Origin of the sequence: Rhizobium sp. B21/90 (assembly GCF_019355815.1) — a bacterium.
Lineage (GTDB): Bacteria > Pseudomonadota > Alphaproteobacteria > Rhizobiales > Rhizobiaceae > Rhizobium > Rhizobium rhododendri.
The window spans coordinates 1,086,875-1,100,105 of the sequence record NZ_CP072162.1 but is presented as its reverse complement, the minus strand read 5'-3'; the positions used below and the strand labels follow the sequence as shown (position 1 = coordinate 1,100,105).

The window sequence follows — 13,231 nt, the reverse complement described above, 5'->3', positions numbered from 1 at the left end:
TCCCTTCAATACGCGGTAGATCTCACATGTTCTTTGCTTCCGATAACTGGGCCGGCGCCCACCCCTCCATCAACGAACGCCTCTCGAAGGAATCGACCCGTTTTGCCGCTGCCTATGGCACCAGTAAACTCGACAAGGCGATCGAAACCCGTTTCAACGAGGTATTCGAGCGCGAGGTCGCGGTCTTCTTCGTTGCCACGGGCACGGCCGCAAACTCGCTGTCGCTGGCCAGCATCGCCCGTCCCGGCGGCCTGACGTTCTGCCACACGGAAGCCCATGTGATCGAAGACGAATGCGGCGCCCCCGATTTTTTCTCGGGCATGCGCATGGTCGGCGTCGATGGCCCCGAGGGCAAGATGCTGCCGGATAACCTGGTGGAGCGCATTGGCCGGTACCCGCAGGACGCCATCCACCACGGCCGCGCCGCTGCCGTGACCATGACCCAGGCGACCGAGGTCGGCACCATCTACAGCCTCGACGAGATCGATACCATTTCGAAGATCGCCAAGAAAAATGGCCTGCCACTGCACATGGACGGCGCCCGTTTTGCCAATGCCCTGGTATCGCTCGGCTGCTCACCGGCCGAAATGACCTGGAAGCGCGGCGTCGACGTACTCTCCTTCGGCGGCACCAAGAACGGATGCTGGTGCGCCGAGGCGATCGTCTTCTTCGACCCCGATCTCGCCAAGGACTTTGCCTTCCTGCGCAAGCGCACCGCCCAGCTGTTCTCAAAATCCCGCTTCATCGCCGCACAGTTCGAGGCCTACCTGCAGGACGACCTCTGGCTCGACCTTGCCCGCCACGCCAATGCCATGGCGGACAGGATGCGAGCCGGCATCGAGCATACCGACAGCGCAAAGCTCGCCTGGTCGACCACTTCGAACGAGATCTTCGCCGTCGTCAAGAAAACCGCCATCGACAACGCGCGGGACAAGGGCGCCCAGTTCTACGACTGGCCGATCTCCGACAGTGCCAAACACCTCGTCGGCCCCGACGAAGGCCTGATCCGCCTCGTCACCAGCTTCGCCACCAGCGACGCCGACGTCGCCGATTTCCTCGCATGCCTCGGCTGATTGGAAACTACAGGGGAAGGCACCATGCGTGATGAGAAGATCCGGATCGGGCTGGTGCTCTTCCCAAATCTCACTCAGTTGGACCTGACCGGACCCGCCGAGGTGTTTGGCTTCATGCCAGGCGCCGAGGTCGTCTACCTCTGGAAGACGCTTGATCCTGTTTCCGCCGCACGCGGCATGAAGATCATGCCGTCGGAGACGTTCGACGACTGCCAACAGCTCGATGTCATCTGTGTTCCCGGCGGTCCCGGGCAGATCGAATTGATGGACGATGAGGCAACCCTGCAGTTCCTGCGTCGAATTGCACCCGCATGTCGGTTGGTAACCTCGGTCTGCACCGGCTCGCTGGTGCTTGCGGCGGCGGGACTGCTTGAAGGTTACCGCGCAACGTCTCACTGGTCGTCGCTGGACCAACTTGCTCTGCTTGGCGCCGAGCCAGTCGCCGCCCGCGTCGTCCGCGATCGCAACCGCATCACGGGCGCAGGCGTGACGTCGGGCATAGACTTTGCACTCGAGGTCGTGGCCGAGCTCTTTGGCCCTGTCGTCGCGCAGGAAATCCAGTTGCAGATGGAGTACGATCCTGAGCCGCCCTTTCAGTCCGGCTCTCCGCGCTCCGCGCCGCCAGAGGTAGTATCTGCTGTGAAGGCCAGGAACGCGGAGTTCATCGAACGAAGACGACAGGCAACAATGCAGGCCGCTGGCGCGCTGGCAAAATCAAAACTCGCCTCCTGAACATGGCTACCGCCCTCTACCCACCCCGCAAATTCCGAACCTTGGAGAGGATGTCGTCGGATAGTGCCTTGACCAGCATCTGGTCGGCGCCCTTGCGGGGGACGAGCACGAATTCGACATCCTCCAGCACGGGCAACCAGCCCGGCGTGATTTCCGTGAGGCCGGATGGTGCCATGCTGCGCGGCTGGACGAGGACGCCCATGCCGGCCCGGGCCGCCGCCGTCAGGCCGCTGAGGCTGCCGCAGGTGCAGACGATTCGCCACGGTATCTGCTGGCGACGCAGCGCCTCCAGCGCCACGGCCCGGGTGACGCTCGGGGCCGGAAAGGCGATCAGCGGCAGCGGCGCGCTGGACGCCCTGATGCGTTCAGGGTCGCGTGCCAGCCAGATTAGCGGCTCGCGGTAGACCAGCGTCCCGCGCGTGTCGCCAAGGCGGCGCTTGGCAAGCACCAGATCCAGCGCCCCGTTGTCCTGCATTTCGTAGAGCGCGCCGCTGAGCGCCACCGTCAGTTCCAGATCGACGGACGGGTGCAGTCGGACGAACTCCTCCAGCACATCAGGCAACTGGCTTGTGACAAAATCTTCAGACACGCCGAGCCGCAGGCTGCCCCGCAGGCTGTTATCGGCAAACAGCGAGCGCATCTCGCCCTCTATCGACAGCAAGGTGCGGGCATGGCCGATCAGCGCTTCCCCATCCCCGGTCAGCACGACGCGGTGGGTATCGCGGGCAAGGAGCTTTCGCCCGACCGACATCTCGAGCCGCTGGATGTGCTGGCTGACCGTCGATTGCCCGAGCCCCAGCCGCTCGGCGGCAAGCGTAAAGCTGCCCATCTGCCCGACGGTAACGAAACTCTGCAACTGCACCAGATCCAGCATTGCGATCATCCCGATTTACGATAACTGTTATTCCTTGCATCGCATATCGCAATAAGGCAATGCTTGCCCGACATATAATTGCTAGGAAGGGCCCGATGCGCCGCTTTTTGCCAGACACCTTTACCATGCTGCTCGTGTTGACCGTGCTGACGGCATCCGTGTTTCCCGTCCATGGCGCAGCTGCCGGCTATTTCAGCATTGCCACCGATATCGCCATCGCCCTGCTGTTCTTCCTGCACGGAGCCCGCCTGTCGCGCGACGTGGTGATTGCCGGCGCCCTGCACTGGCGGCTGCACTTGGCCATCCTGCTCACCAGCTTCGTCATCTTCCCGGTTCTGGGCCTGCTGATGGGCTTTCTGGTACCGACCATCCTGCCGCAGACGCTTTACATAGGCATCCTCTTCCTCACCGTGCTGCCATCGACAGTGCAGTCGTCGATCGCCTTCACCTCGATTGCCGGCGGTAATGTGCCGGCCGCCATCTGCGCCGCCTCCGCTTCCAATATCTTCGGAATGTTCCTGACACCGCTGCTGGTCGGACTGCTGTTTACAGTCGGTGGCCACGGCGGCGGCGGCTTCTCCTGGACCGTGCTGGAGCAGATCGCCCTACAACTGCTGGCGCCCTTCGTCGTCGGTCAGATCCTGCAGCCATGGATCGGCAACTGGATCCGCGCCAAGAAGAAAATCCTCATGCCGGTCGACCGTGGCTCGATCCTGATGGTCGTCTACTCCGCCTTCAGCGCCGCTGTCATCGAAGGCCTGTGGCACACGTTTTCACTCGGCGACATCATCACCGTCATCATTGCGGACATGCTGCTCCTCGCGGTGGTTATCTGCATCACCATGTTCGGCAGCCGGGCACTCGGCTTCTCGCGCGCCGACGAGATCACCATCACCTTCTGCGGCTCGAAGAAGAGTTTGGCCAGCGGCGTGCCGATGGCCAGCGTCATCTTCGCTGGCTCGCCGATCGGCGCCATCGTCCTGCCACTGATGCTATTCCACCAGATCCAGCTCATGGCCTGCGCCGTGATCGCCCAGAAATATGCCGATGCCGCTAGCCGCGCTACCGCACGCAAGGAAGAAGAGGCGCGGCGCCTGCAGGACACTGCCGACGCAACGACACCAGCCTGATCCGATCAAGCGGCGACAAAACACAGAAAAGGCGGCGCCCACCCGGACGCCGCCTTTGTTGTGTGGATGTGAACTCGTTTAGTTGACGTGTGCCTCGATCGACTTCGGTGCATCGACGGGTTCTGCGGCGATGGCGATCTTACGCGGCTTCATCGCTTCCGGGATGTTGCGCAGAAGATCGATATGCAGCAGGCCGTTCTTCAGCGAAGCCGCCTGGACCTCGACATGGTCGGCAAGCTGGAAGCGGCGCTCGAAGGCGCGCTTGGCGATACCGCGGTAGAGATATTCGCTACCCTCGGCAGCATCATCGCTCTTCTCGCCCTTGACGGTCAGCACATGGGCATGCGCCTCAAGGCTGAGCTCGGTTTCGTCGAAGCCGGCCACCGCCATGGTGATGCGGTAAGTTGCCTCGCCGGTGCGCTCGATGTTGTAGGGCGGGTAGGTTTGTGCCTGATCGGGCTGCGACAAGGTGTCGAGCATGGTGAACAGGCGGTCGAAACCGACGGTAGAGCGATAGAGTGGGGAAAAATCAACGTGACGCATTGGTGTCCTCCTGTGAGCGACGATTGCGGTTCATATGCCCCGGGGGCCCCGTTCTGGCAGCCTTGGGACGGTTTTACAGACCCTCTCGGCGTCCGTGAAAAGGAGATGGGAATGGCCTTTGGCGACTTCAAGAGCCCGCAACGCCCCGCGATAATTTTCCGTGAACCGCCGATGAACAGCCGGTTCGGCTGGGGTTCAGCGCCGCGCTGATACAACTCACACATCGGATGACTGTCCGTGACTGGAGTGTATCGTCCCTTCGTCTTCAGTCAGCTCGGCCGGCCTGCGGCCATCTCGATTCCCGTCAGGCCGGCCTTTTTTCCGCTCGCAGTTATACTTATGCGACAATCCATGCGTTATGTTTGGCGGCTTGAGCGAGGCCCTTTCAGCTGTGACGGAATCAATTCTCTTTTCGACCCCCGACAACCCTGTTCCAGACAACAGGACCGAGGGCTATTTCACCACCCATGACGGCCACAAGCTGCGCTATGCCATTTTCCGCAGCAGTCATGCCGTGGCCAAGGGTACGGTCATCCTGCTGCATGGCCGCAACGAGTTTATCGAGAAATATTTCGAAACCATCCGCGAGCTGACGGATCGCGGCCTTTGGGTCGCAACTTTCGACCTGCGCGGCCAGGGTGGCTCCGGTCGGCTGATAAAGCATCCAAGCCGCGGCCATGTGCGGCGCTTCTCGGATTATGAGCACGACCTTGAGGACTTCATGGAGCACGTGGTGCTTCCGGACACGCGCCTGCCGTTCTATCTCGTCGCCCACTCGACCGGCGCACTGATCGCACTTTCCGCAGCACCGCGACTGACGGGCCGCATCGAGCGCATGGTGCTAAGCGCACCTTTTGTCGGCCTCACCGGCCAGAGCGCATCGCCGCGCGTGATCCGGTTCATGGCGAGCGCCGCCTGCGCGGTCGGCCTCGGCAGCATCCCGCTCAATCGAAAATCCAAGGAAAGGCCCTTTGCCACAAACCTGCTGACATCGGACGAGCAACGTTACGACCGCAACAGCGCCATTGCAGCGGCCCGCCCCGACCTCGTGCTCGGTCCACCCTCCGCACGCTGGCTACAGCAGGCCTTTCAAACGATAGACCGTGTCTCGCAGCCCGAGCACCTGTTCTCTATAGCCATCCCGACTTTGCTGCTGGCACCCACCCGCGACGGCATCATCCCCTATGCCGAACAGGAACGGCTCTCGCGCTCCTTCCGCGCAGCCCAGCTAGTGCCGATCGCAGGCGCAAGGCACGAGGTATTCCAAGAAAAAGATGTCTACCGCGCCGCCGCAATGGCAGCGATCCACGCCTTCATCCCAGGAAGCGACGCCGAAGCTAACACCGACCCGGTTGGCTCGGGGCTTTGAAGTTTGATCAGGGCGCCAGTATCCTCAACGCCTCTTCGTGGACCGCTCGGCTGCCGGCTGCGATGATCGAGCCGCCCTGTTCGGGGCGACCGCCTTCCCAGGTGGTGATGATGCCGCCTGCCTGCTCGATGACGGGAATGATGCCGCCGACGTCGTAGGGCTTGAGGACATTCTCGACCACCAGGTCGACATGGCCGGCCGCCAGCAGCGCATAGGCGTAGCAGTCGGTGCCGTAGCGGAACAGTCGCACCTGCTGCTCGATCTCGCGGTATTTTTCCATCTCGATACCGGCGAAAAGGTGCGGCGAGGTCGTGAACAGGATCGCTTTCGACAGACTGCCGCAATCACGGACCTGCAATTGCCTGTCGCCGCCCGGGCCGGTGTAGCTCGACCGGCTGCCGTCTGCAAAATAACGCTCGCCGGTAAAGGGCTGGTCGACAAGCCCCATGATAGCGCGGCCATTGCGGTAAAGTCCGATCAGCGTTCCCCATACGGGCACACCGGAGATGAAGGCGCGGGTCCCGTCGATGGGATCGATGACCCACACATGCTCGCGGTCGAGGCCGACATTGCCGTATTCCTCGCCGAGAATCCCATGGTCGGGAAACCTGTCCGTGATCAGCGCACGGATCGCCAGTTCGGCTGCTCGGTCGCCTTCGGTTACCGGATCGAATCCGACGGCTTCCTTGTTGACGACATCGATGCCGGCGCGAAAGCGGGGAAGTGTCTCTGCCTTGGCAGCGTCGGCGAGCTCGAAAAAGAAGGCGCGGTCAGGGAGCATGGCAAATATCCGATCGATGCGAGAGGCTTTTCATAGACATTAAATTTGACGATGCAAACGCGTCCCGTCCAACTATCGCCTCGCCTTTAAAATAGGCACTTCAAAATATGCTTGACAATTGTGCATCGCAATATTAGACAGGATCTACAGTCTTCTGACTGTAAATACCCTCCTTGGGTGTTTCCTCCCTAGACTTAGCCGCCTTCGGGCGGTTTTTTTTGACCTGATTGTTAACGAGCGGGACTACTCGGCCGCCAGCGCGCGGTCGTTGCCATATCGTGCAACGTGCTCCGCCATCTGCCTGATGAAGGCCGTGATAGCACCCGTCATCAGGCCGAAATCGCTGCGCTTTTCCAGGGTCATCTCATCGACGTACAGCGCCCGGTTGACCTCGACCTGGAGCGCATGCAGACCACGCGAAGGCCGGCCGTAGTGCTCGGTGATAAACCCGCCGGCGTACGGCTTGTTGCGCACCGCATGAAACCCGAGGCCATCGAGAATATCCATCGCCGCATGGGAGAGATCGGCAGACGCACTCGTTCCGTAGCGATCGCCGATGATGAAATCTGGACGCGCGTGGCTGCCGGCGACACGAATATTGCCGGGCATCGAGTGGCAGTCGACCAGCACACCGAAGCCGAATTCCAGGTGGGTGCGGGCCATCAGGCGGCGCAGGGCCGCGTGGTAAGGCTTGTAGATCGTCTCGATCCGGTGGAGCGCATCGGCCACCGGCACCCGGCTCGCATAGATTTCCATGTTTTCGGCAACGATTCGCGGAATGGTTCCGAGCCCGCCGGCAACCCGAACCGAATTGATATTGGCATAGGACGGCAGCGCACCCTCGAACATGCGCGGGTCGAGCTCGTAAGGTTCGCGATTGACGTCGATATAGGCGCGGGGAAAATTGGCTATCAACAGCGGCGCACCGAGTGCGCTTGCGGCCGAGAAAAGCTCGTCGACATAGTGGTCCTCCGAGCGCCGGATGGCAACACCCTGTAGTCGTGATTGCGCAATGAACTCAGGAGGATAGATGCGACCACTATGGGGCGACGAGTAGACAAAGGGGATGGTCTGCGACACCGGTTCGAGTATCTCGAAAATCTCGAAACTTCCTACGTCTGCGGGCATCCACGTCTTTACCATGTCAAGAACTTTTCGCAGGTGTATGTTGCCAGTTGCGCACCACCAAGTCCATAGTATGTATGAACTTCAATGTGACCGTCGGCGCCGCATTCATCGCTTGTTTACGGACCGCGACTAACGTGAACGGCTTATTAGCCGCGAGAGAAGATAGTGATTGACGGTCCAATAATGACTCAGAAGATTTTGCTTGCCGAAGACGACAACGACATGCGTCGTTTCCTGGTGAAGGCCCTTGAAAAGGCCGGCTACAAGGTATCGTCCTTTGACAATGGCGCCAGCGCCTACGATCGGCTGCGCGAGGAACCATTTTCGTTGCTGCTGACCGATATTGTCATGCCGGAAATGGACGGAATCGAACTGGCGCGCCGCGCCACCGAACTCGATCCGGACCTCAAGGTGATGTTCATCACCGGCTTTGCCGCAGTCGCCCTCAACCCCGATTCGAAAGCGCCAAAGGATGCCAAGGTGCTTTCCAAGCCTTTCCACCTGCGCGAACTGGTGGATGAGGTCAACAAACTGCTTGCCGCATAGGCAATCTCGGCGGCTGGATCAGAAAACTTAAAAAAGGCCATTGACGGCCCCCAGGTTTTTTGATCTATGCGCCGCCATCGGATGGGCGTATAGCTCAGCGGGAGAGCACTACGTTGACATCGTAGGGGTCACAGGTTCAATCCCTGTTACGCCCACCATCCTTTTTCAAGGGCTTAGCGAGAGATCGCTGAGCCCTTTGTCGTTGGGCCATAGGCTGCATGGCCCCTGCCTCCCCGGCCCCCTTCGCCTCGCATCTCCCCGGTTCAGTTTCGCGCGTGGCCTTCTCAAAGCCTGATGCCGCTCGTCATTTATTGAAAAGAGATATGCTTAACAAAACAGCTACTCAGGGATGTATTGCAGATCAGGATCGGAAAAATCATCGCACACTAACCATCTCCAAGTATAAGAATAAACTCTATGCTTTCTCCGAGTTAAGATTGTAATTGACTAATTTCAATTATAGAGATCTAGAGCGAATCAATAGCGCATTTGAAAGTGCTAAAGCCGGGTTATTCCGGCCGTTAAATGAAAATTTACAAGTTCTCCAATACATAGTTGTATATCGCGGCACTGCTAATGAAGAATCAGTGCCTTCGATTGTGTGAAAACAGATTCCGGATTGGCACTGCTGCTATTGCGTAGTGTTTTATTCCGTGGCGTGGGGATCAGAGCTGTAACGGCTTTTGACGCATGATGCTCTCCTAACGTGTTGGCTTATACGAGCCATGTTCTGCGTAACATCTATTTCTCCTGACGAATCCCGATGGCTGATGCTCATGACGGCAATCACGCCTGTTAGACGGTGGGAGAACGATGTCTTGCATTCCGTTAACCCGAGGGGCACGTTTCCATGACTTCCATCATTTCTTCCTTATCAGCCACGCAGATCCAGAATCTTTCCACAGCCACGATAGCGAGCCTGAAAACCGCCGACATCGCAGCGCTGAACTCGACCCAGATCAAGGCCTTGAGCTCCACCCAGCTCGGCGCCATCACCACAGACGACATGCAGGCCTTCAGCTCGACGCAGCTGGGCAGCATTTCGGCAGCTGCCGTCGTCGGCCTTAGCGCCGCCCAGCTCGGCATTCTCTCCTCCGTGCAGGAAGCCGGACTGAGCTCGACCGCGATCGCCGCGCTGACAACCCAGCAGGTCGCCGATCTAACCACCAGCAACGCCGTCGCGCTGACCTACGGGCAGATTGCGGCACTCGGCACGAAGATCTCGGCTCTGACCACCGATGACGTCGCTCTGCTCTCGACCGGCCAGATCAGCGCAATGACGACCGCCCAGGTCGGCGCCCTCACCTCCGACCAGCTTGGTGCCCTGACGACGACCGAAGTCGCCGCGCTGAGCACAAAGCAGATCGCAGCCCTCGAATCGAATGACATCGCAGCACTCTCGTCGGATAACATCCTGGCCCTCTCCAGCGGCGCACTTGCTGCCATCACCACCAAGGCTCTCGCCGGCCTGTCCAGCGCCAATCTCGCCCTGCTCAGCTCCGACAAGATCGGTGCCCTGACGAGCGGCCAGATGGCAGCCCTAAGCACCGACCAGATCGCTGCCCTGACCACCGACCAGACCCCTGGCCTGAAGAGCTCGCAAATCGCCGCTCTCTCCACCAAGCAGATCGTCGCACTCTCCACCGGTGATATCGCTCTCCTCACCACCAGCCAGATCGGCGCGCTCACCACAGCCCAGGTTGGCGCTCTGACCTCCGACCAGCTCGCCGCCCTGACGACAACGGAAGTTTCCGCCCTCAGCAGCAAGCAGATCGCCGCCCTGGACTCCAGCGACATCGCGGCCCTCTCTTCCGACGATATCCTCGCCCTCTCGACTGGCTCTCTCGCTGCTATCACCACCAAGGCCATTGCCGGTCTTGCCAGCGCCAACCTCGCTCTCCTGAGCTCCGACAAGATCGGTGCCCTGACGAGCGGTCAGATGGCGGCCCTCAGCACCGACCAGATCGCAGCGCTGACCACCGACCAGACGCCGGGCCTGAAGAGCTCGCAGATCGCAGCCCTCTCGACCAAGCAGATCGTCGCACTCTCCACCGGTGACATCGCTCTCCTGACAACCAGCCAGATCGGTGCCCTGACATCGGCTCAGGTCGGCGCCCTCACCTCCGACCAGCTTGGTGCCCTGACGACGACAGAAGTCGCCGCCCTAAGCAGCAAACAGGTCGCAGCGCTGGAATCGAACGACGTCGCAGCCCTCTCCTCTGACAACATCCTTGCCCTTTCCAGTGGCGCACTTGCTGCCATCACTACCAAGGCCATTTCCGGTCTTGCCAGCGCCAACCTCGCCCTGCTCAGCTCCGACAAAATCGGTGCCCTGACGAGCGGCCAGATGGCAGCCCTAAGCACCGACCAGATCGCTGCCCTGACCACCGACCAGACCCCTGGCCTGAAGAGCTCGCAAATCGCCGCTCTCTCCACCAAGCAGATCGTCGCACTCTCCACCGGTGATATCGCTCTCCTCACCACCAGCCAGATCGGCGCGCTCACCACAGCCCAGGTTGGCGCCCTGACCTCCGACCAGCTCGCCGCCCTCACGACGACGGAAGTTTCCGCCCTCAGCAGCAAGCAGATCGCCGCCCTGGACTCCAGCGACATCGCGGCCCTCTCCTCGGACGATATCCTCTCCCTGTCGACCGGTGCCCTGGCTTCGATCACCACCAAGGCCATTGCCGGTCTTGCCAGCGCCAACCTCGCCCTGCTCAGCTCCGACAAGATCGGTGCCCTGACGAGCGGTCAGATGGCAGCCCTCAGCACAGACCAGATCGCTGCCCTGACCACCGACCAGACCCCTGGCCTGAAGAGCTCGCAGATCGCAGCCCTCTCGACCAAGCAGATCGTCGCACTTTCCACCGGTGATATCGCTCTCCTCACCACCAGCCAGATCGGTGCCCTGACCTCGGCTCAGGTCGGCGCCCTCACCTCCGACCAGCTTGGTGCCCTGACGACGACAGAAGTCGCCGCCCTCAGCAGCAAACAGGTCGCAGCTCTGGAATCGAACGACGTCGCAGCCCTCTCCTCGGATAACATCCTTGCCCTCTCCAGCGGCGCACTTGCTGCCATCACCACCAAGGCCATTGCCGGTCTTGCCAGCGGCAACCTCGCCCTGCTCAGCTCCGACAAGATCGGTGCCCTGACGAGCGGCCAGATGGCAGCCCTCAGCACCGACCAGATCGCAGCGCTCACCACCGACCAGACCCCTGGCCTGAAGAGCTCGCAGATCGCAGCCCTCTCGACCAAGCAGATCGTCGCACTTTCCACCGGTGATATCGCCCTGCTGACGACCAGCCAGATCGGCGCGCTCACCACAGCCCAGGTTGGCGCTCTGACCTCCGACCAGCTCGCCGCCCTGACAACGACGGAAGTTTCCGCCCTCAGCAGCAAGCAGATCGCCGCCCTGGAATCGAACGACATCGCAGCCCTCTCCTCGGACGATATCCTCTCCCTGTCGACCGGTGCCCTGGCTTCGATCACAACCAAGGCCATTGCTGGCCTTTCCAGCGAGAACCTTGCCCTGCTCAGCTCCGACAAAATCGGTGCCCTGACGAGCGGTCAGATGGCAGCCCTCAGCACCGACCAGATCGCAGCGCTGACCACCGACCAGACGCCGGGCCTGAAGAGCTCGCAGATCGCAGCCCTTTCGACCAAGCAGATCGTTGCCCTTTCCACCGGTGACATCGCTCTCCTCACCACCAGCCAGATCGGTGCCCTGACCTCGGCTCAGGTCGGCGCCCTCACCTCCGACCAGCTTGGTGCCCTGACGACGACAGAAGTCGCCGCCCTCAGCAGCAAACAGGTCGCAGCGCTGGAATCGAACGACGTCGCCGCCCTCTCCTCGGATAACATCCTGGCTCTGACCAGCGGCGCCCTGGCTGCTATCAGCACCAAGGCTATCGCCGGTCTCTCCAGCGGCAATCTCGCCCTCCTCAGCTCCGACAAGATCGGTTCGCTGACGAGCAGCCAGGTCGCTGCCCTCAGCACAGACCAGATCGCAGCGCTGACCACCGACCAAACCCCTGGCCTGAAGAGCACGCAGATCGCCGCTCTCTCGACCAAGCAGATCGTCGCACTTTCTACCGGTGATATCGCTCTTCTGACGACCAGCCAGATCGGCGCGCTCACCACAGCCCAGGTTGGCGCCCTGACCTCCGACCAGCTCGCTGCCCTCACGACGACAGAAGTCGCCGCCCTCAGCAGCAAGCAGATCGCAGCGCTGGAATCGAACGATATCGCAGCCCTCTCCTCGGACGATATCCTCGCCCTCTCGACCGGTTCGCTGGCCGCCATCACCGCTAAGGCGATCACCGGTCTTGCCAGCGAAAATCTTGCCCTCCTCAGCTCCGACAAGATCGGTGCCCTGACGAGTGGCCAGATTGCAGCCCTCGGCACCGACCAGATCGCTGCCTTGACGACAGATCAGACGCTTGGCCTGAAGAGCACGCAGATCGCGGCTTTGACGACCAAGCAGATCGCGGCCCTCTCAACCGCAGACATCGCTCTGCTCAACAGCACTCAGCTCGGCGCCCTGAGCTCCACTCAGATCGCCGCCCTGACAACCGAACAAGTCGAAGCACTGACCTCAACGGAAGTCTCGCAGCTCAGCAGCAAGCAGATCGCGGCCTTCGGCTCTGAAGACATCGCAGTGATGTCGACGGACGACATCGCAGCCCTGACAAGCTCTGGACTGGCGGCCATCAGCACCAAGGCGCTGGCCGGCCTGTCGACGGACGACATCGCGGCGCTGAGCTCCGCCAAGCTGTCCGCCCTCACCACGGCTCAGGTCCAGTCGCTGACCACCACGCAGGTTGACGCGGTCATCGCCGCCTACAACGCAGTGTAATCCAAACGGCGCGGCGCAGGCCGCCCCGACAAGACCAGGACGCCGCGCAAGAAATTGCGCGGCGTCTTCTTTTGTAATGTCGGCTGCAAATTCCCTTCAAGGCTCCGGCAAAGGCGAGCGCCAGCCCGACGCAAGCTAGTCTAGGTAGCAAGACGAAAGCGCCTTGTGCGCCGGCTCAAACGATGGCCGCCAGGCCGCAT

General features: G+C 61.1%; 10 protein-coding genes and 1 tRNA gene. 7 read left to right on the top strand and 4 right to left on the bottom strand.

Annotated features, from left to right (window positions below):
• Positions 1-26: 26 nt before the first annotated feature.
• A complete protein-coding gene (locus J5278_RS05250; protein ID WP_209184888.1) occupies positions 27-1,073 on the top strand; it encodes a low specificity L-threonine aldolase in 1,047 nt (348 codons plus the stop codon).
• A gap of 24 nt (positions 1,074-1,097) precedes the next feature.
• Positions 1,098-1,805 (top strand): DJ-1/PfpI family protein, encoded by a 708-nt coding sequence (locus J5278_RS05245; RefSeq protein ID WP_209184889.1) that lies wholly within the window; start codon positions 1,098-1,100, stop codon positions 1,803-1,805.
• 16 nt (positions 1,806-1,821) lie between these two features.
• Here the strand turns inward: J5278_RS05245 and J5278_RS05240 are convergent, their stop codons facing one another.
• Positions 1,822-2,679 (bottom strand): LysR substrate-binding domain-containing protein, encoded by an 858-nt coding sequence (locus J5278_RS05240; protein ID WP_209184890.1) that lies wholly within the window; start codon positions 2,677-2,679, stop codon positions 1,822-1,824.
• A gap of 95 nt (positions 2,680-2,774) precedes the next feature.
• On the opposite strand from J5278_RS05240, the gene J5278_RS05235 reads away from it, so the two are divergent.
• Positions 2,775-3,809 carry a bile acid:sodium symporter family protein gene (locus J5278_RS05235; protein ID WP_209184891.1) on the top strand — a complete coding sequence of 345 codons (1,035 nt, stop codon included), beginning with the start codon at positions 2,775-2,777 and terminating at the stop codon, positions 3,807-3,809.
• A 78-nt stretch (positions 3,810-3,887) separates the two neighbouring features.
• Here J5278_RS05235 and J5278_RS05230 read toward each other — a convergent pair whose 3' ends face one another.
• The gene (locus tag J5278_RS05230; protein ID WP_142830570.1) at positions 3,888-4,352 is read right to left on the bottom strand and encodes an Hsp20 family protein; all 465 of its coding nucleotides are present in this window, start codon (positions 4,350-4,352) and stop codon (positions 3,888-3,890) included.
• Positions 4,353-4,743: 391 nt separating this feature from the next.
• On the opposite strand from J5278_RS05230, the gene J5278_RS05225 reads away from it, so the two are divergent.
• The gene (locus tag J5278_RS05225; protein ID WP_257623388.1) at positions 4,744-5,721 is read left to right on the top strand and encodes an alpha/beta fold hydrolase; all 978 of its coding nucleotides are present in this window, start codon (positions 4,744-4,746) and stop codon (positions 5,719-5,721) included.
• A gap of 7 nt (positions 5,722-5,728) precedes the next feature.
• On the opposite strand, the gene hisN is transcribed toward J5278_RS05225, so the two are convergent.
• Together hisN and J5278_RS05215 are read right to left on the bottom strand one after the other, a co-directional pair.
• A complete protein-coding gene (hisN, locus tag J5278_RS05220; RefSeq protein WP_209184893.1) occupies positions 5,729-6,502 on the bottom strand; it encodes a histidinol-phosphatase in 774 nt (257 codons plus the stop codon).
• Between the two features lie 243 nt (positions 6,503-6,745).
• Positions 6,746-7,630: an N-formylglutamate amidohydrolase gene (locus J5278_RS05215; protein WP_209184894.1), complete on the bottom strand. Its 885-nt coding sequence runs from the start codon at positions 7,628-7,630 to the stop codon at positions 6,746-6,748.
• Between the two features lie 183 nt (positions 7,631-7,813).
• Between J5278_RS05215 and cpdR1 the strand changes: the two genes are divergently transcribed.
• From cpdR1 to J5278_RS05200, 3 genes are all read left to right on the top strand, one after another.
• Positions 7,814-8,176 (top strand): response regulator CpdR1, encoded by a 363-nt coding sequence (gene cpdR1 / locus J5278_RS05210; protein ID WP_111162680.1) that lies wholly within the window; start codon positions 7,814-7,816, stop codon positions 8,174-8,176.
• A gap of 83 nt (positions 8,177-8,259) precedes the next feature.
• Positions 8,260-8,334 (top strand) — tRNA-Val (locus J5278_RS05205).
• A gap of 692 nt (positions 8,335-9,026) precedes the next feature.
• Positions 9,027-13,031 (top strand): S-layer family protein, encoded by a 4,005-nt coding sequence (locus tag J5278_RS05200; protein WP_209184895.1) that lies wholly within the window; start codon positions 9,027-9,029, stop codon positions 13,029-13,031.
• Positions 13,032-13,231 lie beyond the last annotated feature (200 nt).